23 protein-coding genes are annotated in these 21985 nt (G+C 65.6%); 17 read left to right on the forward strand and 6 right to left on the reverse strand.

The window, feature by feature from the left end:
• Positions 1 to 69: 69 nt before the first annotated feature.
• Together proA and HL666_RS29085 are read right to left on the reverse strand one after the other, a co-directional pair.
• Positions 70 to 4866: an anti-phage protein ProA gene (gene proA / locus HL666_RS29080; RefSeq protein WP_311976591.1), complete on the reverse strand. Its 4797-nt coding sequence runs from the start codon at positions 4864 to 4866 to the stop codon at positions 70 to 72.
• 132 nt (positions 4867 to 4998) lie between these two features.
• Positions 4999 to 5643, reverse strand: a complete 645-nt coding sequence (locus HL666_RS29085) for a glutathione binding-like protein (RefSeq protein ID WP_172109979.1) — start codon at positions 5641 to 5643, stop codon at positions 4999 to 5001.
• A 93-nt stretch (positions 5644 to 5736) separates the two neighbouring features.
• On the opposite strand from HL666_RS29085, the gene HL666_RS29090 reads away from it, so the two are divergent.
• Positions 5737 to 6423: a TetR/AcrR family transcriptional regulator gene (locus tag HL666_RS29090; protein WP_172184971.1), complete on the forward strand. Its 687-nt coding sequence runs from the start codon at positions 5737 to 5739 to the stop codon at positions 6421 to 6423.
• Here HL666_RS29090 and HL666_RS29095 read toward each other — a convergent pair.
• Entirely contained in the window at positions 6410 to 7375 is a 966-nt protein-coding gene (locus tag HL666_RS29095) for a 2-hydroxyacid dehydrogenase (protein WP_172184973.1), read from the reverse strand. The two genes, HL666_RS29090 and HL666_RS29095, sit on opposite strands and share 14 nt — an antisense overlap.
• Positions 7376 to 7465: 90 nt before the next feature.
• Between HL666_RS29095 and HL666_RS29100 the strand changes: the two genes are divergently transcribed.
• From HL666_RS29100 to HL666_RS29120, 5 genes are all read left to right on the forward strand, one after another.
• The gene (locus HL666_RS29100; protein ID WP_172109976.1) at positions 7466 to 7786 is read left to right on the forward strand and encodes a hypothetical protein; all 321 of its coding nucleotides are present in this window, start codon (positions 7466 to 7468) and stop codon (positions 7784 to 7786) included.
• 100 nt (positions 7787 to 7886) lie between these two features.
• A complete protein-coding gene (locus HL666_RS29105; protein WP_172109975.1) occupies positions 7887 to 8255 on the forward strand; it encodes a YciI family protein in 369 nt (122 codons plus the stop codon).
• Positions 8252 to 9523: an RNA polymerase sigma factor gene (locus tag HL666_RS29110; protein ID WP_172109974.1), complete on the forward strand. Its 1272-nt coding sequence runs from the start codon at positions 8252 to 8254 to the stop codon at positions 9521 to 9523. The genes HL666_RS29105 and HL666_RS29110 overlap by 4 nt, the downstream gene beginning before the upstream one ends.
• Positions 9524 to 9661: 138 nt before the next feature.
• Positions 9662 to 10030, forward strand: a complete 369-nt coding sequence (locus HL666_RS29115; protein WP_172185106.1) for a DoxX family protein — start codon at positions 9662 to 9664, stop codon at positions 10028 to 10030.
• A 29-nt stretch (positions 10031 to 10059) separates the two neighbouring features.
• Positions 10060 to 10479, forward strand: a complete 420-nt coding sequence (locus tag HL666_RS29120; protein WP_172184975.1) for a VOC family protein — start codon at positions 10060 to 10062, stop codon at positions 10477 to 10479.
• 5 nt (positions 10480 to 10484) lie between these two features.
• Here HL666_RS29120 and HL666_RS29125 read toward each other — a convergent pair whose 3' ends face one another.
• Positions 10485 to 10931 (reverse strand): hypothetical protein, encoded by a 447-nt coding sequence (locus HL666_RS29125; RefSeq protein ID WP_172184977.1) that lies wholly within the window; start codon positions 10929 to 10931, stop codon positions 10485 to 10487.
• 7 nt (positions 10932 to 10938) lie between these two features.
• Positions 10939 to 11736 carry an SDR family NAD(P)-dependent oxidoreductase gene (locus HL666_RS29130; protein WP_172184979.1) on the reverse strand — a complete coding sequence of 266 codons (798 nt, stop codon included), beginning with the start codon at positions 11734 to 11736 and terminating at the stop codon, positions 10939 to 10941.
• Positions 11737 to 12689: 953 nt separating this feature from the next.
• Here HL666_RS29130 and HL666_RS29135 point away from each other — a divergent pair.
• Entirely contained in the window at positions 12690 to 13964 is a 1275-nt protein-coding gene (locus HL666_RS29135; protein WP_172184981.1) for a hypothetical protein, read from the forward strand.
• 54 nt (positions 13965 to 14018) lie between these two features.
• Here HL666_RS29135 and HL666_RS29140 read toward each other — a convergent pair whose 3' ends face one another.
• Positions 14019 to 14537 carry a winged helix-turn-helix transcriptional regulator gene (locus tag HL666_RS29140; RefSeq protein ID WP_172184983.1) on the reverse strand — a complete coding sequence of 173 codons (519 nt, stop codon included), beginning with the start codon at positions 14535 to 14537 and terminating at the stop codon, positions 14019 to 14021.
• Between the two features lie 106 nt (positions 14538 to 14643).
• On the opposite strand from HL666_RS29140, the gene HL666_RS29145 reads away from it, so the two are divergent.
• From HL666_RS29145 to tolA, 10 genes are all read left to right on the forward strand, one after another.
• Entirely contained in the window at positions 14644 to 15195 is a 552-nt protein-coding gene (locus HL666_RS29145; RefSeq protein WP_172184985.1) for a dihydrofolate reductase family protein, read from the forward strand.
• 488 nt (positions 15196 to 15683) lie between these two features.
• The gene (locus HL666_RS29150; RefSeq protein WP_172184987.1) at positions 15684 to 16340 is read left to right on the forward strand and encodes a glutathione S-transferase family protein; all 657 of its coding nucleotides are present in this window, start codon (positions 15684 to 15686) and stop codon (positions 16338 to 16340) included.
• Positions 16341 to 16450: 110 nt separating this feature from the next.
• On the forward strand, positions 16451 to 16864 hold the full coding sequence (locus tag HL666_RS29155; protein WP_172184989.1) for a YciI family protein: 414 nt from the start codon (positions 16451 to 16453) through the stop codon (positions 16862 to 16864).
• A gap of 33 nt (positions 16865 to 16897) precedes the next feature.
• A complete protein-coding gene (locus HL666_RS29160) occupies positions 16898 to 17314 on the forward strand; it encodes a YciI family protein (protein ID WP_172109965.1) in 417 nt (138 codons plus the stop codon).
• Between the two features lie 30 nt (positions 17315 to 17344).
• A complete protein-coding gene (locus HL666_RS29165; RefSeq protein WP_172184991.1) occupies positions 17345 to 17713 on the forward strand; it encodes a YciI family protein in 369 nt (122 codons plus the stop codon).
• Between the two features lie 245 nt (positions 17714 to 17958).
• Positions 17959 to 18684 (forward strand): TetR/AcrR family transcriptional regulator, encoded by a 726-nt coding sequence (locus HL666_RS29170; protein ID WP_172109963.1) that lies wholly within the window; start codon positions 17959 to 17961, stop codon positions 18682 to 18684.
• 129 nt (positions 18685 to 18813) lie between these two features.
• On the forward strand, positions 18814 to 19299 hold the full coding sequence (locus HL666_RS29175; RefSeq protein WP_172184993.1) for a DUF2852 domain-containing protein: 486 nt from the start codon (positions 18814 to 18816) through the stop codon (positions 19297 to 19299).
• A gap of 467 nt (positions 19300 to 19766) precedes the next feature.
• Entirely contained in the window at positions 19767 to 20441 is a 675-nt protein-coding gene (gene tolQ / locus HL666_RS29180) for a protein TolQ (RefSeq protein ID WP_050886856.1), read from the forward strand.
• A 39-nt stretch (positions 20442 to 20480) separates the two neighbouring features.
• Positions 20481 to 20960, forward strand: coding sequence for an ExbD/TolR family protein (locus HL666_RS29185; protein WP_172109961.1), 480 nt, complete (start codon positions 20481 to 20483; stop codon positions 20958 to 20960).
• Positions 20957 to 21976: a cell envelope integrity protein TolA gene (gene tolA, locus HL666_RS29190; RefSeq protein WP_172184995.1), complete on the forward strand. Its 1020-nt coding sequence runs from the start codon at positions 20957 to 20959 to the stop codon at positions 21974 to 21976. The genes HL666_RS29185 and tolA overlap by 4 nt, the downstream gene beginning before the upstream one ends.
• Positions 21977 to 21985: the final 9 nt, after the last annotated feature.

Consider the following 21985-nt stretch of genomic DNA (forward strand, 5'->3'; position numbering starts at 1 on the left):
TCACCTAAGGGGAGTGAATCACCGTTCGTCAGCTAACGGAATCCATTTATGAGTACAGATCCTAGTCGGTCAGGCCGGCGCGGCCGGCGAGACGTCCTGCGGCTTGCTCAGCAGCTCGCCGTCGCGGCGCAGACGTCCCGCTTCGAGAAGATCCTTGAGACAGTCCTGTACGACCTCGCGCAGCTGGGCGCTGGTCGATCCGAAGCCGAACAGCCGGACGACCGCCTGGATCAGCTGGTCCTCCTCGGCGCCGAAGTTCTGCTCCACCACCTGCAGGATGGCCGTCTTGATCTCCTCCGGCGGCAACATCTCGGGCTTGCGCAGCGTCGACGATTGCACCTCCTCGCGGTTTCGGACAACGATCGCCTGGCTCGGAACCGTGTAGAACGGACCTCCGGCGATCTGGCCCTTCGCAACGGCGGCGTTCAACGCCGCTCTCACCGCATCGCGAATGCGATTGCCAGCGCGGGCGAGGCCCCAGGCCGATCTGATCCGGACGATGATTTCCGATTCATGCACCGGCCCTTCGACGGCAACGATCTCGACGACGTACCGCGTCATGTTGGCGAGCGACGTCTCATGCGGCTCGGTCTCACGGCGCACCCGTAGCTTGGCCTCCTCGTAAGGGACCATCGTCGGCCCCTGCGCGACGACCTCTGCCCCCACGGGAGGGCCCTCAGACCGTTCAGGCGATGGCACGTCGCGCTGTGCTGGAGCCTCCGGCTGAACCTCGGCCGCTCCTTGATCGATCTCCCGCCAATGCGTCCTCGCCGCCTCGATCGCACGGAGCACCTTGTCCGTCTCCTCCTTGGGACGGAGAAACCAGTCCGTCGACCAGATGCGATGCAGCACCCAGCCATGGGCTTCCAGCACGTTCTGTCGCAGACGATCGCGGTCCCGCGCCGAACGCGAGGCGTGGTACTGAGCACCGTCGCACTCGATGCCGAGCAGGAAGCGGCCCGGCTTGTCCGGATCGACGATCGCCAGATCGACGAAGAAGCCGGCGGTTCCGATCTGCGTCTTCACGTCATGGCCGAGCGACCGCAGCCTGGCAGCGACCTGCTCCTCGAATACGGAGTCGGGATCGCGGCCGGTCTCCTGCGCGATGCCGAGCTGGCCGGTCTGGGCGAATGTCAGGAAGGTCTTCAACGCGGCGATGCCGCGGCCCTTGGCGCGCGACAGATCGATGTCGTCGCCGATGATTGAGGAGAACACCTCGCAGCGCAGCTTGGCGCGGGAGATCAGCACATTCAGCCGCCGCTCGCCGCCGTCCGAGTTGAGCGGACCGAAGCTCATCGAGACGAAGCCCTCCTTCGTCTTCCCGTAGCCCATCGAGATGAAGATGACGTCGCGCTCGTCGCCCTGGATGTTCTCGAGGTTCTTGACGAAGAACGGCTCGCTGGTTCCACGCGAGAAGAACTCCTCCGTATCTGGGCTTTCCTTCCGCAGCAGTTCGAGCTGGTCCTGAATCGCCTGGCGCTGCGCGACGGAGAAGGTTGCCACGCCGAGGCTCCTCTCCGGCACATCACGCGCGTGACGCATGACCGCCTCGGCCACGATCCGCGCTTCCCTCGGATTGGTCCGGCTGCTGCCGCGCTCGTAATGCGCGTCGGGGTTGTAGTTGAACTTCAGCCCCATGCCCGCAACGGCGTCGTAGGGGCTTGGTACGATGAACAGCCGGTTGTCGTAGAACTGCTTGTTGGAGACCGCGATCAGCGACTGGTGCTTGCTGCGATAGTGCCAGTTCAGCATCCGATGCGGCAGGCCCTTGGCGAGGCAGAGATCGAGAATGCTCTCGGCGTCCTTCACCTGGAAGGTCGGCTGCTCCTCATCCTCGTCGTCGTCGTCTTCGTTCGCGGTCAGTTTCGCGAAGAAACGCGTCGGCGGCAGCTGTCGCTCGTCGCCGACCACCACCATCTGCCGGCAGCGCGCGACGGCGCCGAGGGCATCGACCGGCTCGATCTGGGAGGCCTCGTCGACGACGAGCAGATCGAAGGCGATCGCGCCGGGCTTCAGGAACTGGGCCACCGACAGTGGACTCATCAGGAAGATGGGCTTGATCTGCTGAATGACCGGACCCGCACGTTCCAGCAACTGCCGGATCGGCAGGTGATTGCGTTTCTTGGCGAGCTCGCCATTGAGCACGCCGAGCGGGCCGATGCCGCCGGCGTTGCGCGGCAGCGCCGCGGCATGCTCATAGGCGATCTGGTCGCGGGCGAGCTGCATGCGCTCGACGTCGAGCTTTCGGAAGCCATCGACCAGCCGGTCATGCGATTCGCCGTCGAAGCGCTTGAGCTGCGGATGCTGGGCAAAGATCACGCCGCGCATGGCGTCGTAATAGGAATGGTCGAACGTCTGCTCCAGGGCGTCGCCCGGCAGCGAGCCATCCAGCGCGCGATCGACCAGCGCCGCGAGGCCATCCGCACGGGCGAGGCGAACGCGCTCCATGAACGCGATCCAGCGGGTCAGGCGCTCGGTGGAGTTTTGCCACTCGGAGACCGTTTGCGACAGCTCGCCGAATCGCAGCTGATCGGTTGTGTCGAGCGAGATGCGGCCGGGCTCCAACTGCAGGAATTCGATCAGATGCCGAAGGCCTGAGGTCAGGCTCGCGAGATCGCTCCTGAATTGATCGATCGCTTGCCTGTCGTCAGAGGATAACGTGAGAGTCGCCAGGCGTTGACGAATCTGTTCGGTCGCAAATGGTTTCGGAAAGGCGTTCCACCATGTCGTCAGTTTTGCGAGAGCATCCCAGTCCGATTGCTCCTTCTGCCATGCCGTTCCGAAGGCCGTGCGGCCGCTACTCTCCACATCCTCGAAGGACTTGCGCGCAGCTTGGGCGGCCATGAGGCCGTCGATCAGCAGAAGCCGCTGATCGAGCGACTTTGGCATCGGCACCTTCAAATACGAAGTCAGCAGCGCCATCTGTCCGCGATAGCGGGCGCTGAAAATGCGCAGCCAGGAACTGCCTTTCTCCGCGATCACCTTGCGGCAATCGACCATCGAGGCCTCCCAGGCGGACTCGACGAAGGCGGATTCGAACGCAGCTTTCAGCTTGGCGTAGCGGAGTCCCTTGTCGACGATGTCGGCAACATCTTGCGGCCGGCTCCAGATCGGGTCGCAGAAGGCTGTCTTGTCGAGTTCGGGCATCGCGGCCGTGGCTTCGGCGAAGGCCAGCAGTCCGGCAGCGTCAGCGAACGTGACCGGGGGCGGCTCTTCGAGCCGCGTACTCACGCGCGCGGCGCCTGCGGTGACCCGGCCGAGAACGCTTGCGAGGGCGTCCAGCGATGTCCGCAGCTCCGCCATCTCGGCCGGATCGAGCGCGTCGCGGCCGACGCCGCGCCACGGGTGCAGATGAGGTGCCCCATCGGCCGCGATCCGCTCGGCGAGCTCTGCGATCAGCTCGCGTCGCCGCTCCAGGTCCAGCGGCGTCCAGGAGGGGGCGCCCTGCAACGGAAGCGCCGGCCGTGTGGAGGTCTCGCCGCAACGTACGAGATGGCCGAGCAACCGGAACGGCGTGAGCTCGCTCGGCTGATGCGGCTGGTGCATCATGTCGGCGTGTCGGTTGAGACTGTCGCGACTGTCGGTCAGACGCTGCACCAAGGTTGCCTCGGCACGCGGCGCTTGAGCTGCAGCCGATTTGCAGCGCTTCAGCTCCTCGAGCAGGACGCGCTTGTTTGCCTTGTTGGAGTGCAGTTCGAGCGCGAGGGACCCGAGTCCCACGGCTTTCAGCCGCCGATGCACGACGTCGAGCGCCGCCATCTTCTCGGCCACGAACAGCACCGTCTTCCCCTCGGCTGCAGCCGAGGCGATGATGTTGGTGATGGTCTGCGACTTGCCGGTACCCGGCGGCCCCTTGACGACGAGATCGCGGCCGCGGACCACTTCCTCGATCACCACGGCCTGCGACGAATCCGCGTCGACGACGTGGTTCATTGCGATCGGCTGGATCACGGGATCGATCTTGCCGTTCTCGGCGACGATCGGCGCGGACCCTTCGAAGCCGTTCTGCAGCAGCGCCGTGATCAGCGGATGGCGGTCCAGCGCGCCGTCTAGCGGCCAGTTTTCCGGATCGAGGTCGCGATACATCAGGAACTTCGAGAACGAGAAGAAGCCGAGGACGATTGCGTCAGCTTTGACCTCCCATCTCTTCTTGTTCGCGACCGTCTCGGCGACGCCGGCCAGATATCCCGCGATATCGACATCGTCCTCGTCACCGAAATCCGCGAGCTTCAATCCGAACTCGGCGTCGAGCTTGGCCTGCAGGGACAAATTCGGCGAGGGTGGCTCGGCGCGCGAGACCAGATGAAACCGATCAGCCGCGCTGCTGCGTTCGAGTCGCACGGGCAGCAACACGAGCGGCGCGAAGCGCTCGGTGTCCGACTTGTCGTCCTCGAACCATTTCAGCAGTCCGAAGGCGAGATAGAGGATGTTGACGCCCTGTTCCTCCTCCAACGTGCGCGCGTCGTACCAGATGTCGAGGAGGCGCTTCTGCAGTGCCTCGGATGACAGGCGGGTCTGAAGGCGCGTGTCGGCTGGCCGAGGCCGTGTCTCCGAAACGTGGTCGATCTGTCTTGTATTCGCAGGCGGCGCGCTGGGTTGAGGCAGCGGGAGAGCCGGAGCGGTGTCCGGCGCCTCCGCAGGCCGTTCCACCTTGTCTGCAGGCATGTCTGCCTTCGTCGGCAGGAACGTGAAGCGCTTGCCTTCGCCGAGCAGCTCGAACAGCTCGGCGGAACGTGCGCCGACGATGTCGATGGTGCGGATGGTCTTGGTCTTGAGCGGGATGTGCACGAGCCGGTTGCGCGTGCCCAGATCGAGCAGCGCGCGCCGGTCCGCCAGCAATCGGTCTCTTACGGATGTGCTTGCCACGTGCAATCCTCCTGCGATTCGAGGATTGCAACTCGACGTCTCCGCGGTCAAGCATCCGATACCGAGGCGCCACGTCGATGCGCTGTCTCGCCCCCTCGATCGCTCTGCGGAGGAGGCGAGACAGGCATGCAGCTACGCCGCCGCCTTGTGCCGTGCCAGTTCCGCCTTGTAGAGCACGAACTCCTCGGCGATGGCGCGTGCGATCGATGGCCGTGCACGCAGGCGTTCGTAATAGGCCTTCACGGCCGGCCATTTGGCGAGCTCGACGGGCGGGGTCGCCATGGTCCAATTGATCACCGTCACCAGGTAGGCGTCCGCGACGGTGAAATGATCGAGGAGATAGTCTCGGCCCTGCAGATGATTCTCGAGATGATCAAGCCGCGACAGATTCTTCTTCAGAACGTGCGTCTTCATCTCGTCTGGCGCCGTCTTGTCGAGGATGGGAATGAACAGGCCCTTGTGCAGCTCGGTGCCGATGAAGCAGAGCCATTGATGCAGCCGGCTTCGGTCCATGCCGGGGCCGGTGCCGAGCTTCGCCGCGGGGAAGCGGTCTGCGACATATTGAAGGATCGCGGCGTTCTCGGTCAGCAGCTCGCCGTCGTCGGTGCGCAGGGTCGGAACCAGGCCGAGCGGATTCACTGCGCGAAAATCCGCACCATCATTGAGGACGTTCTTGGTCTTGGGATCCACCTCGAGATAATTCGCCTCTGCACCCGCGTCATAGAGCGCGATGCGGGTGGCGAGCGAGCAGGCGAGCGGCGAGAAATACAGGTCCATGGGCGTCTCCCTGGGAGGCTCCGCGACGGAAGCTTCGTTTGATTTTTATACTGTCTCGCATAATATCGAGGTGGTCAAGGAATTTAGTGCGAAATGGTACAAAAAAAGAAGGGGCCGCAAGGCGGCGCTCCCGGCGACAAGAATGCGGCGCCTGCCGAGCCGAAGCGGCGCGGGCGGCCGCGGGCCTATGAACCGGACGTGGCGCTCGGCAAGGCGCTCGATCTCTTTCGGTCGAGCGGCTTTGCCGCAACATCGCTGGATGATCTCAGCGCTGCCACGGGCATGAACCGACCGAGCCTCTACGGCGCGTTCGGCGACAAGCGGGAGCTCTACATCAAGAGCTACCAGCGCTACCGCGACAACGCCCGCGCCGTCATGGGCGGGATCTTTCGCGACGACCGGCCGGTGCGGGAACAATTGCAGAAGATCTTCGCAGCCGCGCTCGACATCTATCTCTCCGGCGAGGAGGGACCGCGTGGCTGCTTCACGGTGATGACCGCGGGCTCGGAGGCGGTCGCCGACCCCGACATCCGCGCCATGGTGCAGAACGCGCTGACCGAGCTGGACAAGGCGTTCGCGCAGTGCTTCCGCCGCGCCAAGGACAAGGGCGAGCTGCCCGACAGCGCCGACCCCGTCGTATTGGCGCAGCTCGCCTCGGCGACGGTCCACTCGATTGCGGTCCGGGCCCGGGCGCGGGTCCCGCGCCAGGAGCTGGAGGCGATCGTCGCCGGCGCGATCGATGTGATGGTGAGTCGAAAATTGCCTCTCAGTACCCCCTGACGCGATCGACGAGGTTGCGCAACGCGCCGCCGGATTCGAAGGTCGCGATCTGCTCGGCCACATAGCGCGAGATCGCGTCGGCGTCGGTGTCGGCGGCATTGTGCGGTGTCAGCACCACCTTCGGATGGGTCCAGAACGGGCTGTCGGCCGGCAGCGGCTCCTGGCCGAACACGTCGAGCGACACTCCGCCCAGCGTACCCTCGTCCAGACAGGCGAGGATGTCGGCCTCGTTCTGCAGGCCGCCGCGGCCGGCATTGATCATGACGGGCGCGCCGAGCGGGGAACTGCGCCGCAGCTTTGCGAACATCTTGCGGTCGAGAATGCCGCGGGTGTCCGGCGTCAGCGGCAGCAGCGACACCAAGATGTCGGTCCGCGCCAGGAACGCATCGAGCTGCGCCGCACCGTGAAAGCACTCGATGCCGTCGGCCTGCTTCTCGCTGCGGCTCCAGCCTGCGACCTGAAAGCCGAGCCGCTTGAGCACCTCGGCTGCATCGATCCCCAGCGTGCCCAGTCCGAGAATGCCGACGCCGATCGCGGCGGCGGGCCACTGATATTTCGGTGCCCAGCGCTTCACGCGCTGCGATTCGCGCAGATAGAGTTCCTGTCGATGATGCATCAGCACGTGCAGCACGACCCATTCGGTCATCCGCTGCGTGAGGTCGTCGACCGCGACCCGGACCAGCGGCAGGCTCGGCAGGGTCTTGTCGGCCATCAGTGCATCGACGCCGGCGCCGAGATTGAAGATGACGCGCAGGTTCGGAAAGCCCGCGAGCTCGCCTGGGACCGGCTTCCACACGGCAGCGTAGTGCACGTCGGCGGGGTCGAGGTCGGCATCGGGCAGCAGCACGACGGGACGGTCGCCGCAGACATCGTCGAAACGCGCCTTCCAGCGCTGTGGCGACCAGTTGTCGGTGCCGCCATGGATCAGGAGCGCCAGCGCGCCTTTGGTCATCGGAGGATCCTCGAGCTTTGAGTGACCTGTCCCACATACCAGATCGCGCGGGCAGGCCAATCTCCGCTCCATCAACACGGAGATAACATCATGCGCAAATTCCTTCTCGCGACCGCATTGATCGTCGCGTCCGCCGCGGCCCAGGCCCAGACCATCGATGTCGGCTCTATCCTGTCGGCCAACGGCATTTCCATCGGCAAGGGCGGCGGGCAGACGCAGGCCGCCGGTCAGCAGGGCGGTGCCGCGCCCGGGATGGCGCAGGGGGCCGGCAACCCCGGCGGCCAGAGCGCTGCAGGGCAGGGGCAAGGCCAGTCGCAGCAACGGCAGGCCGGGCGCGGCAAACAGCCGCGCGAGAGCGCCCAGGAGACGCGTGCGCGCAACATCGCGGCCAAGTACGGCATCTCCTGGTAGGCGGGTCGTTCCTGCCGGCGGAACCTCGCGAAAATTCTTCGCCGGCCTGTCGGCTCCGGGCATACTCCGCCGTCTTGAAGACGAAGGGAGATGTCTGCCGATGCTGTACGCGCTGCTTTGCTATCACGACGAGGATGTCGTCTGCGCCTGGAGCAAGGACCAGGATGCCGCGGTCATGGCCAAGCTCGCGGTGATCCAGGAGAAGCTCGCCAGTCAGGGACGGCTCGGGCCAGTGGCGCGGCTGCTGCCGACCACAGCCGCGACGACCTTGCGCAAGGAGGATCCGCCGCTCGTCATCGACGGCCCCTACGCCGAGACCAAGGAGCAACTGCTCGGCTTCTACCTCGTCGATTGCGCCAATCTCGACGAGGCGCTCGAGGTCGCGCGCGAGCTCGGCGAGGCCAATCCCGGCGGCTCCTACGAGATCCGTCCCGTCGGCACGTTCAGGCCCGGTGGAGCGCTGGCATGAGCGATGCGGCCTGGATCGACGCGGCCCTGACATCAGCACGTCCCCAGGCCGTCGGCGCATTGCTGCGCTATTTTCGCGATCTCGACGCGGCGGAGGAGGCGTTCCAGAACGCCTGTCTGCGCGCGCTGAAGAGCTGGCCGCAGAACGGCCCGCCGCGCGATCCCGCGGCGTGGCTGATCATGGTCGGCCGCAATGCGGGAATCGACGATGTCCGGCGCGTCCGCCGCGAGCAGCCGCTGCCGGAGGACGAGGCGATCTCCGATCTCGACGACGCCGAGAGCGCGATCGCCGACAGGCTCGACGGCTCGCATTATCGCGACGACATTCTTCGTCTGCTGTTCATCTGCTGCCACAAGGAGCTGCCAGCGACGCAGCAGATCGCATTGGCGCTGCGCGTGGTGTCCGGTCTGACGGTCAAGCAGATCGCGCGCGCCTTCCTGGTCAGCGAGGCTGCGATGGAGCAGCGCATCACCCGGGCCAAGGCGCGGGTGGCGCAGGCCAACGTGCCGTTCGAGACGCCGGGCGCGGTCGAGCGCTCCGAGCGCCTGCTGGCGGTCGCCGCCATGATCTATCTGATCTTCAACGAGGGCTATTCGGCGAGCGGCGAGACCGCCGAATTGCGCAAGCCGCTGTCGGAGGAGGCGATTCGGCTGGCGCGGCTGCTGCTGCGGCTGTTTCCGAGCGAGCCCGAGATCATGGGGCTCACGGCGCTGCTGCTGTTGCAACATGCCCGCAGCGCCGCGCGCTTCGATGCCGAGGGGGCGCTGATCCTCCTGGAGGACCAGGATCGCACGCTGTGGAATCGGCCGATGATTGCCGAAGGCGTGGCGCTGATCGACAAGGCGATCCGGCATCGCCGCAGCGGCCCGTACCAGATCCAGGCGGCGATTGCGGCGCTGCATGCGCGCGCGGCGACGCCTGCAGAGACCGACTGGACTCAGATCGACCTGCTGTATGGCGCGCTCGAGGTCGTGCAGCCCTCGCCGGTGGTGACGCTCAACCGGGCCGTGGCCGTCTCCAAGGTGCGCGGCGCGCAGGCCGCTCTCGACCTGATCGCGCCGCTGGAGGGACGCTTGGCCAACTATTTCTACTTCTTCGGCGTACGCGGCGCGCTGCTGATGCAGCTCGGACGCAATGACGAGGCGCGGACGGCGTTCGACCGCGCCATCGCGCTGGCGCACAGCTCGGCAGAGGCTGCGCATATCCGCATGCAGCTCGACCGGCTGATGCGCGACAGCGCGACCGCGCTGGTCCGGGGGAACCCGTGACGGACGCCTGAGGGCCGGCTCGGAATCTTTTGCAGCATTGTCGGATGCGCGATACGTCCGTCGTCCTTGGAGCAGCATCACTGAGCGGAGTTCGACATGTCGACGATTACTCTGGACCAGCCGGTCTCGCGTGCCGAATTGTGGAGCGGCCGCATCCTGAGCGGACTGGTGACCCTGTTCCTGCTGTTCGACGGCGCGATCAAGCTCATCCCGCTCGATGTCGTCACTCAGACCATGGATCAGATGGGCTATGGCGGCAGCGACGGCATGGCGCGCGCGCTCGGGCTGCTCACGCTGCTCTGCACCGCGCTCTATGCGCTGCCGGCGACCTCGCTGCTCGGCGCGATCCTGCTCACTGGCTATCTCGGCGGCGCTATCGCCTCGCATGTCCGCATTGGAAGTCCGCTGTTCAGCCATGTGCTGTTCGGTCTCTATCTCGGGCTGATGGTGTGGGGCGGATTGTGGCTGCGCGACCGCCGGCTGCGCGCGCTGCTGCCGCTGCGCTGACGTGTGCCGGTTCAACCAAGGAGGATGACATGATCTGTCCCTATCTCACCTTCAACGGCGACTGCGAGCAGGCCCTCAAGCACTACGGCGAGGTGCTCGGCGCCAAGATCGACATGATCATGCGCTATGGCGAGGCCCCGCCGGAGATGCCGTCCGCGCCGGAGCACAAGGACAGGATCATGCACGTCCGCTTCTCGATCGACGGGAGTGTCATGATGGCCTCCGACTCGCCGCCCGAATATTATCAAGGCAAGCCACACGGCATCTCGGTCTCGCTGCAGATCGCCGATCCGGCCGAGGCCGAACACAAGTTCAAGGCGTTGCTCGAAGGCGGTGCCATCACCATGCCGTTCGGCCAGACCTTCTGGTCCAAGGGCTTCGGCATGGGAGTCGACCGCTTCGGCATTCCCTGGATGATCAACTCCCCGGCTGACGGCTACGAGGCCTGATGCCGCTAGCGGCAGGAGGCGTACATCGCCTTGAGCTCGCGCCCGCGCAACAAGAGAAGCCGCGACGTCAGGCCGCCGCGGCGCTCGATCCAGCTACGCACCGGTGTGGGGTAGGTCTGCAGCACCAGCTTCGACGCCTCGGGCTCGGCATAGACGCGGCCGCGCCGGTCGATCGAACGGGCGGCGTGAAAGCCGAGCGAGGCGCGCCGCGTCACGCAGATGCGCTCCTCCGGCACGACGCTCAGCACCAGCGTGCAGGCCGACAGGCAGGGGCCGTCGATCACGACGCGCTCGCCGGATGCGCGCACCTTCTCGAACAATGCGAGGAACGGTCCGACCTCGCCGCCCGGCGAGGAGATGATGCGGACATCGGCACGCGCCAGCATGCTCGCGATCGCCCACAAGGCGATCGCGAGCAGCAGTGTCAGGATGATGCGCATCCGGCTCGGCATCGTCGTCTCATGCGTTCCTGCGTTGACCGCGCAATGTCGGTAGCCCGATTCCAGCGGCATCGAAGCCGCCGTCCACCGCCAGCACCTGGCCGGTGATGTAGCTCGATCGCTCCGAGCTGAGGAAGAAGATGGCTTCCGCGAGCTCCTCTTCAAGCCCGTAGCGATTGAGCGGAATGGCATCGTGATAGTCGGCGCGGATCTCCGGCGTGTGCACCGCCTTGGCCATCGCAGTCTCGACCGGACCTGGTGCCACCGCGTTGACGCGAATGCCGGCCGAGGCGAGTTCGACCGCGAGCTGCTTGGTCAGATGCGCCAGCGCCGCCTTGCTGGTGCCGTAGGCCGAGCGCAGCGTCGAGGCACGCACGGCTGAGATCGAGGTGATGTTGACGATCGCGCCGCCGTGCTCGCGCATCAAGGGCACCGCCGCCCGCGTACACAGGAACGGTCCGGTCAGATTGACGTCGAGGATGCGCTGCCAGTCGGTCTCGCTGGTTTCCATGATCGGCGCGAATCGGGCGACGCCGGCATTGTTCACCAGCGCATCGAGGCGGCCGAACCGTCCGTTGATGCGCTCCAGGGCGTCGGCCACCATCGCCGCATCCGAGACGTCGCAATGCAGCGCGAGGGTTCGCTGGGGGCAGTTGATCGCTGACGTGGCATCGTCGAGCAGCTTCTTCTCGATGTCGAGCAGCGCCACGCGCCAGCCCTCGTCCAGAAATCTCTTGGCGGTCGCCAGTCCGATGCCGCGCGCGGCGCCGGTGATCAGGGCGACCTTTTCGCTCGTCGTCGTCGGTAATTCCGTCACGGCAATCGGCTCCCTTGGCCGGCGGCCCGGCTCTTGCTCTTGTGGTTGCTAATACGGCCTTCCTAACGCGTGGTTCCTAACACGCGCGGTGCGGAGCCGCTGTGAAGGCCGTCACATTTGTCAGTGTGCGTTCAATCCAGCTCCGCCCCCCCCAGCGCAGCGAAGATCGCGGCCCTTGTCAAACAGCCAGGGGTAGTAACAGGCGCGCCGGTTCGCGTTCTCGCGGCGCGGCAGCGTCCGAGTCTTGTCGGTATCGGTGTCCCTCGCAATCGGAGGGAGCAGGGAAGGCCGGGAGCTCGCCGCCCCCATGGCCCCCGTGCGGAAAGAGTGCACGGGGCAGGAACCACAGGTTCGGCTGGGACATCCCGGCCCTCCCTGCGCGACGGTCTGACGGCTTATACGTGCTCTCCCCGGGGACCGGCTGTCTTGCCCCCGTTTTTGCCACAATGCGCACACGCACCGGACACGGCATCAGCGTCGGGATGCCAGGACCACACGATTTCGCCGTACGCGCCACGTTGTTCGTCTGCGTGTCCTCTTCTGAGCATGATCTTGTCGGAAAGCTGTGGCGCAATGGGCGTCGACAGCCTCCGGTTCCGAATCATGCTCCACGCTGCAACATCGACGCGTCCACCGCATCCCGCTCCCAACGTTCGTGACGACCGCGAAACGTCCCTCTCGATCGGCAGCAGGACAGGGTTAAGAGACCAGATATTCTGGAAAAGCGAAACAAGAAAATTTTTGCGGGAAGGACTGGACAGGGGTGATCGGCTTGAAAGTCTTCACGAAAAAAGCTCTGTGGCGCAGCGTGGAAGCGGTCGGAGCAGAGCCTTCAGGAAAGCTTTCCGTGGGGCATGCGACGGTCACGCCGCGGGTTGATTTGCCCGTCGGGTCGGCCTTTGGACGAATCCTGAACCGGTAGCGTAGAGTTTAAGAGTCTCGGTAGAATCGACATGGGCGGTCAGGTCATCAGCCACCGAATCATACCTTCCTTCCAAAGCACCGAGCCCCAGGCGCTGCCGGGCGGCTTGCTGCGCGCGCGTCGCGCGCTGCTGCTGTCCTGCGTCGTGCTCGGCCTTGCGGCGACCGGGGCTGTCTCGGCGGAGGTTCCGGCCGCGGCAAAACCCGCAGCCACGGAGCAGGCCGCCTCACCGCCACAGCCATCGCAATCGCAGACGTCGCAGTCGCAGCCTGCACAATCCCAGTCGCCGCCTCCGCAACAGGCGTTGCAGAAAACGGAGTCTGAGACGGTGGGACGGCCGGCGGAAGCGCCGACGCAGGGGCCCAAGGTCGTCCTGCCGTCGAGCGACCCGGCCAAGCCGGCCACGGCCGAGCGCAAGACCGACTCGCGCACCGCCGGCCGCGACACCAAGGATGGCAAGGACGCCAAGAACCTGTCGGTCCCGCAGCGGGTGCTGCCGGCCGACGTGGCGCAGATGATCGGCCGCAAGATCTGGCTCAATGAAGCAGGCGGCCGGCGCGACGCCATCACGTCGTGGAATGCCGGTGAGCAATTCGCCTCGCTCGGGATCGGCCATTTCATCTGGTACCCCGTCACGGCGAAGCCGCCGTTCGAGGAGGGCTTCCCGGGCCTCGTCGCGTTTCTGCGCAAGGGCAAGACGCCGCTCCCGGCCTGGCTCGACAAGAACCCGGTCCCGCCTTGTCCGTGGAACAGCCGGGCCGAGTTCAAGAAGAATTTCAACTCGCCGCAGATGCGCCAGTTGCGGCAGTTCCTGCTCGATACGATCGCCGAGCAGACGCAGTTCCTGGTGGCGCGCGCGCAGGGCGCGATGGACAAGATCCTGGCCAACACGCCCGACGGTGCCGAGCGCGAGCACATCGTCGCGCAATATTCGCGCGTCGTGCGCGCCTCCGACGACCTCTATCCGCTGATCGACTACATCAACTTCAAGGGCGAGGGCACCAATCCCGCCGAGACCGCGGTCGACAAGGAAACCGGACAGCGTCAGGGCTGGGGTCTCAAGCAGGTGCTGCTCAAGATGAACGGCACCACCACCGAGCCGAAGGCCGTCCTCGCGGAATATTCCGACGCCGTGCAGGTCGTCCTGCAGCAGCGGGTTCGCAATCTACCTTCCAACCGCGTCTGGGAGGCGGGCTGGCTGCGCCGCGCGGAGACCTACCGCCGCCCGATCGCGCAGCTCGAGCAGCTGCCCGAGCGACCGATGCGGAAATCATCGCGCTATAGGGCCGACAATACGCCGTTCTAACGAAGATCGAGCGGCGCGAGCCATTCGGTCCACGCGGCTCGGCTCCGCCGCGCATCAGGCGTTGGACGTCCGGGCTTTGTTGGCGGCAACGATCTTCTGATACGCCGCCTGCAGCCGCTCGCCGACGCTTGGTCCTGCCTTCCTGCGCTTCTTCACGCCGAGATGGATCTCGCGCAGCTCGTCCATGAACTCGGCCCACATCCTGGGTCCGCCGTCCATCAACAGCTTGGCCCGGATGCCGAGCTCCTCCGACACCGGCAGATATTTGTAACCCCAGCCGGCCATCTGCGCGAGGATCGGCAACAGCTCGATGCCCCGCTCCGTCAGGGAATAGATCCCCTTCTGCTTGTGGCTCGGATCATCCTCGCGGCTGATGATGCCGGCCGCGAGCAGCGTCTTCAGCCGGTCGGCGAGGATGTTCGAGGAGATGCCTTCCTCAGAGCCGCCGAGCAGTTCGCGATAGTGCCGGCGATTCCCGAACATCAGGTCGCGGATGATCAACAGGCTCCATTTGTCCCCCACCACTTCGAGCGTGAGGTTGATCGGGCAGCCGGAGCGCTGAACGTCTGACATTGAAAACTCATCGGCGGTGTCGCGAATAACCGCTTGCAATATTGCATCAGTCTCGGCATTCTCAAACTGCTTGCAAAACGAAAGCAGTTAGAGAGGCGTGCTGCCCATGGCCAGGCTGGTGTTGTGGAACATGATGACGCTCGACGGCATGGTCGCGGGCGCGAACGGCGACATTTCCTGGCATGAGGACGTCTGGGGGCCTGAGCTGGAGCAGTTCTCCGAGGCGCAGCTGCAGGAGGCGAGCGGGCTGCTGTTCGGGCGGCTGACCTATGATCTGATGGCCGGCTATTGGCCGAGAGAGTCCGGCGTGATCGCCGACTTCATGAACCGCGTGCCGAAATACGTGGCGTCACGTTCGCTCTCGCGCCTGGAATGGTCGAACGCGCATCTGCTGGCCGCGGATCTCGCCGCCGACGTGGACAGGCTGAAGGAGGGCAGCGCCAAGGATCTCTTCCTGTTCGGGAGCGCCGACCTCGCCTCAACGCTCATCGCGCATGATCTGATCGACGAGTATCGTCTGGCGATCAATCCGCGCGTGCTCGGCGGCGGCGCGCCGCTGTTCAAGCCGGGGCAGGCGATCAAGCTGCGGCTGATCGACAGTCGCGCGCTGTCCAGCGGCGTCGTCATCGTGCGCTATGTTCCCGTGCGGGAGGTGTGAGCATATTTTTCGGAGCGCGCGCTGTCGCCTCCGATGCGAGAACACCGGGTCATTGAGACGCGACTGTCGCGCGGCGCACCCGTGTCCCTCGCCCCGCTCGCGGCAGCGCGATCGCCTCTGCCGAATGGTCGCCAATTAGCTACTCCCGTCATGCCCGGGCTTTGTCCCGGGCATCCACGTCGCTCCGAGCGCGCAGGGCGACGTGGATGGCCGGGACAGGCCCGGCCATGACGACGTGGAAACAGACGAGCGCCACATGCAGATCGACACATGCGAGAGCTCTACCGTTTGCGAGGGCAGGTCGGATTGCCTTGCAAAACGTGATCCGGGTGAGGGGGACAGGTGTCTGGCCATTTGCACCATCCGTGCGTCTGCCCCTCACCCCAACCCTCTCCCCGTAAGAACGGGGAGAGGGAGCGCTCCGTCCTCGGTGTGGGAGCGGAGGCTCGAGCGAAGCTGTTCTGCGATGTCTTCATCAGGAGCGAACGATGTCTCTCACCCTTTATTACCATCCCTTGTCGTCATTCTGCTGGAAGGTGCTGATCGCGCTGTATGAGAACGACGTTCCGTTCACGCCGAAGCTGATCAACCTCGGCGATGCGGACGAGCGCGCGGCGTTCTTGAAGCTGTGGCCGGTCGGCAAGTTTCCGGTGCTGCGCGACGAGCAAAGCCAGCGCACGATTCCGGAGTCGAGCATCATCATCGAATATCTCGACCAACACTTTGCGGGTCCGACGCGCCTCATTCCTGAAGAGATCGATCTGGCGCTGCAGACGCGGCTGCGCGATCGCTTTCTCGATCTTTATCTGCACATGCCGACGCAGGCCGTCGTGTTCGACCGCCTGCGGCGGAACGACGCGCGCGATCCGCTCGGCGTCGCCGATGCGCGTGCCCGGCTGCGCGCATCCTACGCGATGCTGGAGGCCGAGCTGCCGCGGGACGGCTGGGCGATGGGTGAGCGGTTCACGCTTGCGGATTGCGCGGCGCTGCCGGCGCTGTTCTATGCCGACAAGGTGGAGCCTTTCGGTGATGAGCTGGCCACGGTGCGGGCTTATCTCGACCGTCTCAAGGCACGGCGGTCGGTGTCGCGGGTGCTCGCCGAGGCCGAGCCCTATTTCCACATGTTCCCGCAGGAGCCGGGCTGAGCCTGGGACTTCCAAAATAATCGCCGTGTCGTGTCGGCGGCACCGGGACCGGATCGTCTTACTGATGAGGGCAGGGGCCATCCTGCCCGACAGCATCAGGGAGAGTGACCATGCGGTTCATGGTGATCGTGAAGGCGACCAAGGAGACGGAAGCCGGCATCCTGCCCACCACCGAGGAATTCGCCGCCATGGGCCGGTTCAACGAGGAACTGGTCAAGGCCGGCATGATGGAGGCGGGCGAAGGCCTGCATCCGACCGCCAAGGGTGCGCGGATCGACTTCTCGCAGGGCGAGGCGCGCGTGAAGCGCGGTCCATTCGATCTTTCCGGCGATCTCGCCGCCGGCTTCTGGATGCTCAAGGCCGGCTCGCTCGACGAGGTGATCGAGCACATGAAGCGGGCGCCGTTTCCGAGCGGTCAGATCGAGATTCGCCGGGTCTATGCAGCCGAGGATTTCGGCGAGGCGTTCACGCCGGAGCTGCGCGAGCAGGAGGAGCGGCTGCGGGCCCGGGGTTCGCAGCGCTGAACGAAGCCGACTCGATCAGGAAGGGAGAACGTGATGCGTTTCATGATGCTGATGATCCCGCTCGGCTATGAAAGCGCGCCGCCGGATGTGCAGCTCGATCCGGAGCGGGTCGCGGCGATGATGCGCTACAACGAGGCATTGAAGGATGCCGGCGTGCTGATCACGCTGGAAGGGCTGCATCCGCCGTCAATGGGCGCCCGAGTCTCGTTCGCAGGCGGCAAACCCGTGGTGACCGATGGCCCGTTCGCCGAGGCCAAGGAGGTGCTCGGCGGCTATTGGATGATCGAGGTGGCCTCGCGCGAGGAGGCGATCGCCTGGGCCAAGCAATGTCCGGCGTCGGACAACGAGATCATCGAGATTCGCCAGGTCCAGGAGATGACGGACTTTTCCGAAGAGGTGCAGCAGGCGGCGGCGGGCTTTGCCGAGCTGCCGCATGCCGGCCGGGCCTGATCATCCATTTCAGAGCAGGAGGGAAGTGCAATGAGCGACAACAGCAACACCTATCTCGCGATCTTTCTCGGCAGCCGGACCAGTTCAGCCTGGGAGGCCTGGGATGCGCTGTCGGACGCGGATCGGCATAAGCGTGAGCGGGAAGGCATGGCCGCGTGGCACGCCTGGGTCGACACCCACAAGGACGCCGTCGTCGCGATGGGCGGGCCGCTCGGCAAGACCAAGCGGGTCGGCCCGGACGGCATCAACGACATCACCAACCAGATGGCCGGGTTCACGGTCATCCGCGCCGCCTCGCATGAGGACGCCGCGAAGCTGTTCGTGAACCATCCGCATTTTACGATCTTCCCTGGCGACGGGATCGAGATCATGCCGGTGTTGCCGGTTCCCGGCGGTTAGCCGGGCCCTTGCAGCCGAACGGTATCGGTGTGCAATCGGATTGGTGGGAGCGCCTGCAGCCGGCGCGCCCCCGGGTTCAACTGACCGGAGTCACCGGCGCCGTGCCAGGCTCATCCCCTCCCTGAGGGTTTCCAGGAAGGAGGGACCTGGGTCTGGGCTTGGCAATCCGCGCCGGATTGGCCCGGTGTTGAAGGCCGGAAAAGTCTCTGGCTTCTTTTCACTCCGCTCATGTAAAAGCCCTTAACATGAGCTGGCGCAAGGAAGAGCGCCGCGCTGAGCGCGGCTATCATCACGGCAACCTGAAGGAGGCGCTGCTGCAGGCGGCGCTCGACCTGATCGCGCAGAAGGGGGCCGCCGGCTTCACCTTCGCCGACGCCGCGCGCATGGCCGGCGTCAGCCCGGCCGCGCCGTACCGGCATTTCCGAGATCGCGACGAATTGCTGTCCAGCATCGCCCAGCGCGGCTTTGAGCAGTTCGAGTCGCAACTGTCGGCGGCGTGGGATGACGGCCGTCCCGATACGGTCACGGCGTTCGAGCGCGTCGGCAAGGCCTATCTCGCCTTCGCCCGTTCGGAGCCGGCATTCTATTCGGCGATGTTCGAATCCGGCGTGCCGGCGGATTCCACGGCGGGTCTCATGGCGGCCGGAGAGCGCGCTTTCGGCGTGATCCGCGCCGCGGCGGAGCGGCTGGCGGCGCTGGCGCCGCCGGGCGTGCCGCGGCCGCCGGCGATGATGATGGCGCTGCACATCTGGTCGATGGCGCACGGCATTGCCTCGCTGTTCGCGCGCGGCGATGCCGCCCGGCGCAAGCTGCCGATGTCGCCGGAGGAGCTGCTGGAAGCCGAGGTGCTGATCTATCTGCGCGGGCTGGGCTTCCCCACCGACCGCCGGCCGGCGCCGGCGTCGGGTGCAGAACCTCCGCCGCTGCCGGAGGACGACAGGCCGGCGGGCCCGTGGGGCCGGCCGAAATAAGGTTCAAGCAAACGCGAAAAATAATTCGGGCGGCGCGTCAGGCGGTCGCCTTGACAAAATCCCGGGTTGAGCTAGCTATGTAAATGTTATTTACATTCACACGGCATGGCGCCGCGAATGGAGAGGGAGATGGCCTACACCGCAGATGTCAATCGATGGCGCGGTTCGGAGGAGGAGCAGAGGTATCGGCCCCGCATGATGGAGTCGCCCTGGCATCCCGGCTGGATCGCCGTGACCGTGCTCGGCTTCATCATCTGGTGGCCGATCGGACTTGCCCTTCTCTTTTTCACACTCGGGAGCAGAAAGATGGCGTGCTGGAACGGCGGTGATCGCTGGTCGAACAAGATGGAGCGGATGCAGTGGAAGATGGACCGCATGCGCGACAAGATGGAGCGCCGCGGCTTCGGCTTCGGGTTCGCGCAGCCGGCCTCGAGCGGCAACCGCGCCTTCGATGAGTACCGCATGGAGACCCTGCGGCGCCTGGAGGAGGAGCAGCAGGAGTTCCGGGACTTCCTGACCCGCCTGCGCCACGCCAAGGACAAGGAAGAGTTCGACGCGTTCATGGCCCAGCACAAGCCGCGCCCGACGCCGCCGAACGACCAGCCGCAGAGCTGATCGTAGCCGTCCCTGACGCCGCAGGGCTCTCAGCCCCCGCCCTGACGGCACAAGACGCCCGCTTGCGGTTCCCCGCTGGCGGGCGTTTTTGTATTTCCCCGGATACCGCCGACCTGCGGCGGCTCGCCGCTGCCTGCCAGGTCGCCGCACGGCCATGGTCCGGCAAGGGTCTGATCACAAAGGCTCTATCTGGCTGGCCCGGCTGGACCTTTGACCTCGGTAGAACTCCGCGGTAACCCCGCCTTAACCCCGGAGGGGGTTTGGTTAAGGGGCGCTTACGGGCGCCGGAGCCCTTGTTTTGACACGTTGGCGGAGGAAGCAGGCCACTTGTGGCTTCGGCGGGCCTCTTAAAGCGATCAGTTCAGGGTTTTCTTGCGTAGGCGCAGTGCGCCGCGACGGCATCCGCCGTGGAACGGCAGATGCATGGTCCCGGGTGCCCGGGATGGTTGGTTGAGAGGATACTGCGGATGGAAGGCGACTTCTCCCTGATCGCGCTGTTCTGGCAGGCGCATTGGGTCGTGAAGGGCGTGATGCTCGGCCTCATCACCTGTTCGGTCTGGGTGTGGGCGATCGCGATCGACAAGCTGTTCCTCTATTCCCGGACGCGCCGCTCGATGGACCGCTTTGAGCAGGCGTTCTGGTCCGGCGAGTCGATCGAGGAGCTGTATCGGGTGCTCTCGGCCAAGCCGACGCAGTCGATGGCGGCCTGCTTCGTGGCGGCGATGCGCGAGTGGAAGCGCTCGTTCGAGGGCCATGCGCGCTCCTTTGCCGGGCTGCAGATGCGGATCGAGAAGGTGATGAACGTCTCGATCGCCCGCGAGGTCGAACGGCTGGAGCGCCGGCTCCTCGTGCTGGCCACGGTCGGTTCCGCCGGCCCCTTCGTCGGCCTGTTCGGCACCGTCTGGGGCATCATGACGAGCTTCCAGGCCATCGCCGGCTCGAAGAACACGTCGCTGGCCGTGGTCGCGCCGGGCATCGCGGAGGCGCTGTTCGCCACCGCCATCGGCCTGATCGCGGCCATTCCGGCGACGATTTTCTACAACAAGTTCTCTTCCGAGGTGAACCGGCAGGCGCAGCGGCTGGAAGGCTTCGCGGATGAATTTTCGGCCATCCTGTCCCGTCAGATCGACGAGCGGGGATGAGGGCAGGTATAGTGGCGTCGTGATCGTGAGCACCAGAACATGGGCATGAGCATGGGAAGCGCGTCCGGCGGCGGTGGTCGCCGCGGTCGGCGCAAGGCACCGGTGATGTCGGAGATCAACGTCACGCCGATGGTCGACGTCATGCTGGTGCTGCTGATCATCTTCATGGTCGCGGCGCCCCTGCTCACCGTGAACATCCAGGTCGACCTGCCGCAGGCGCAGGGTGGCTCGGCGTCGACCGCCGATGCCAAGCCGCCGCTCGAGGTCACCGTGAAGAAGACCGGCGGCGGTTGCGCCTCCAAGGTCGACGTCTATCTCGGCGAGACGCCGATCGCGATCGGCGAGCTCGGACCCAAGATCAAGGCGATGAAGGACGCCGGCGCCGGCGGCGCCGACAACGTCGTCAAGATTCGCGGCGACCGCGATGCCTGCTATTCCGACATGATGAAGGTGCTGGGCCTGGCGCGCGACGCCGGCTACCGCGCCAGCATCGTCGTGCTGCCGGAACAGGGCTCATGACGGCGAAAGACCTCATCCGGTTCGCTCGTACGCGCAAAGGCACGGTGCTCTCCGTGGCCCTGCACGTGCTCGTGCTGGGCTGGGGTCTGTTCAGCTTCTCCGCGCGCTCGATGGTGGCGCCGCCGGAGGATCTGGTGCCGGTCGACGTGATCTCCGAGGACAACACCTCGAAGGCCAAGGCCGGCGCGCTGACCGGCAAGAAGGAGGTCGCCAAGCTCCTGGCCGACAAGATCGGTGAGAAGAAGCCGACCGAAGACATCGTCGGCAAGGTCGATCCGAAGCCGGTCACCGAGACCGACGCCGCGCCGACGCCGCAGCCCAAGCCGGAAAAGCCGGTCGAGAAGAAACCCGACCCGCCGAAGCCGGTCGAGAAGCAGCCGGACACGCCCAAGCCGGTGGCCGAGAAGAAGCCGGAGCCGCCCAAGCCCGCGCCCGCCGAGAAGCCGAAGCCCGAGGAGAAGAAGCCTGACCCGTTCAATCCGGATCAGATCGCCAGCGTGCTGAACAAGGACAAGCCGAAGCAGCCGCCGAAGCCGCAGCAGACCGCGGCCGCCACGCCGGAGCCACCGAAGCACAAGAGCGAGCGCAAGTTCGACGCCGAGAAGATGGCGAGCCTGATCAACCAGAAGGACCCGACCCGGCAGGCCGTGACGGGAGCCGAGCTGAACGCCAATGCGGCGCTGGGCTCTGCGCGGGGCATGGCGGATAGCAATATCGCGAGCTGGAGCGGCGCGTTCCAGACCGCCGTGCGGCGCTGTTTCGGCTTCCCCTATAACGGCCAGGATGCGGACCTGTATGAGGCCGACATCGACATTCCGATGCGCCTCGATGGGACGGTCGCGGGCGAGCCGAGAATCGTGGCGGTGCGGGGACCGTCCCGGTCGGTTGCCATGGCAATGGCCGAGAGCGCGAGGCGCGCCATCATCCAGTGCCAGTCCTACTCCTTCCTGCCCAAGACCCAGTATGAATCTTGGAAGCTGATTCAACTCGTATTTGGTCTGAAAGATTTGCGATGATTTCGAAGT

The organism is Bradyrhizobium aeschynomenes, from assembly GCF_013178945.1.
Classification (GTDB): Bacteria; Pseudomonadota; Alphaproteobacteria; order Rhizobiales; family Xanthobacteraceae; genus Bradyrhizobium; species Bradyrhizobium aeschynomenes.

Bases quoted from the DNA above. Each gene is read 5' to 3' on its own strand.
- HL666_RS29140 (WP_172184983.1), bottom strand. From the start codon at position 14,537: ATGTCAGACGTTCAGCGCTCCGGCTGCCCGATCAACCTCACGCTCGAA.
- HL666_RS29185 (WP_172109961.1), top strand. From the start codon at position 20,481: ATGGGCATGAGCATGGGAAGCGCGTCCGGCGGCGGTGGTCGCCGCGGT.
- HL666_RS29105 (WP_172109975.1), top strand. From the start codon at position 7,887: ATGCTGTACGCGCTGCTTTGCTATCACGACGAGGATGTCGTCTGCGCC.
- HL666_RS29120 (WP_172184975.1), top strand. From the start codon at position 10,060: ATGATCTGTCCCTATCTCACCTTCAACGGCGACTGCGAGCAGGCCCTC.
- HL666_RS29155 (WP_172184989.1), top strand. From the start codon at position 16,451: ATGCGGTTCATGGTGATCGTGAAGGCGACCAAGGAGACGGAAGCCGGC.
- tolQ (WP_050886856.1), top strand. From the start codon at position 19,767: ATGGAAGGCGACTTCTCCCTGATCGCGCTGTTCTGGCAGGCGCATTGG.
- tolA (WP_172184995.1), top strand. From the start codon at position 20,957: ATGACGGCGAAAGACCTCATCCGGTTCGCTCGTACGCGCAAAGGCACG.
- HL666_RS29100 (WP_172109976.1), top strand. From the start codon at position 7,466: ATGCGCAAATTCCTTCTCGCGACCGCATTGATCGTCGCGTCCGCCGCG.
- HL666_RS29095 (WP_172184973.1), bottom strand. From the start codon at position 7,375: ATGACCAAAGGCGCGCTGGCGCTCCTGATCCATGGCGGCACCGACAAC.
- HL666_RS29170 (WP_172109963.1), top strand. From the start codon at position 17,959: ATGAGCTGGCGCAAGGAAGAGCGCCGCGCTGAGCGCGGCTATCATCAC.
- HL666_RS29110 (WP_172109974.1), top strand. From the start codon at position 8,252: ATGAGCGATGCGGCCTGGATCGACGCGGCCCTGACATCAGCACGTCCC.
- HL666_RS29145 (WP_172184985.1), top strand. From the start codon at position 14,644: ATGGCCAGGCTGGTGTTGTGGAACATGATGACGCTCGACGGCATGGTC.
- HL666_RS29125 (WP_172184977.1), bottom strand. From the start codon at position 10,931: ATGCCGAGCCGGATGCGCATCATCCTGACACTGCTGCTCGCGATCGCC.
- HL666_RS29135 (WP_172184981.1), top strand. From the start codon at position 12,690: ATGGGCGGTCAGGTCATCAGCCACCGAATCATACCTTCCTTCCAAAGC.
- HL666_RS29090 (WP_172184971.1), top strand. From the start codon at position 5,737: ATGGTACAAAAAAAGAAGGGGCCGCAAGGCGGCGCTCCCGGCGACAAG.
- HL666_RS29165 (WP_172184991.1), top strand. From the start codon at position 17,345: ATGAGCGACAACAGCAACACCTATCTCGCGATCTTTCTCGGCAGCCGG.
- HL666_RS29150 (WP_172184987.1), top strand. From the start codon at position 15,684: ATGTCTCTCACCCTTTATTACCATCCCTTGTCGTCATTCTGCTGGAAG.
- HL666_RS29085 (WP_172109979.1), bottom strand. From the start codon at position 5,643: ATGGACCTGTATTTCTCGCCGCTCGCCTGCTCGCTCGCCACCCGCATC.
- HL666_RS29175 (WP_172184993.1), top strand. From the start codon at position 18,814: ATGGCCTACACCGCAGATGTCAATCGATGGCGCGGTTCGGAGGAGGAG.
- HL666_RS29160 (WP_172109965.1), top strand. From the start codon at position 16,898: ATGCGTTTCATGATGCTGATGATCCCGCTCGGCTATGAAAGCGCGCCG.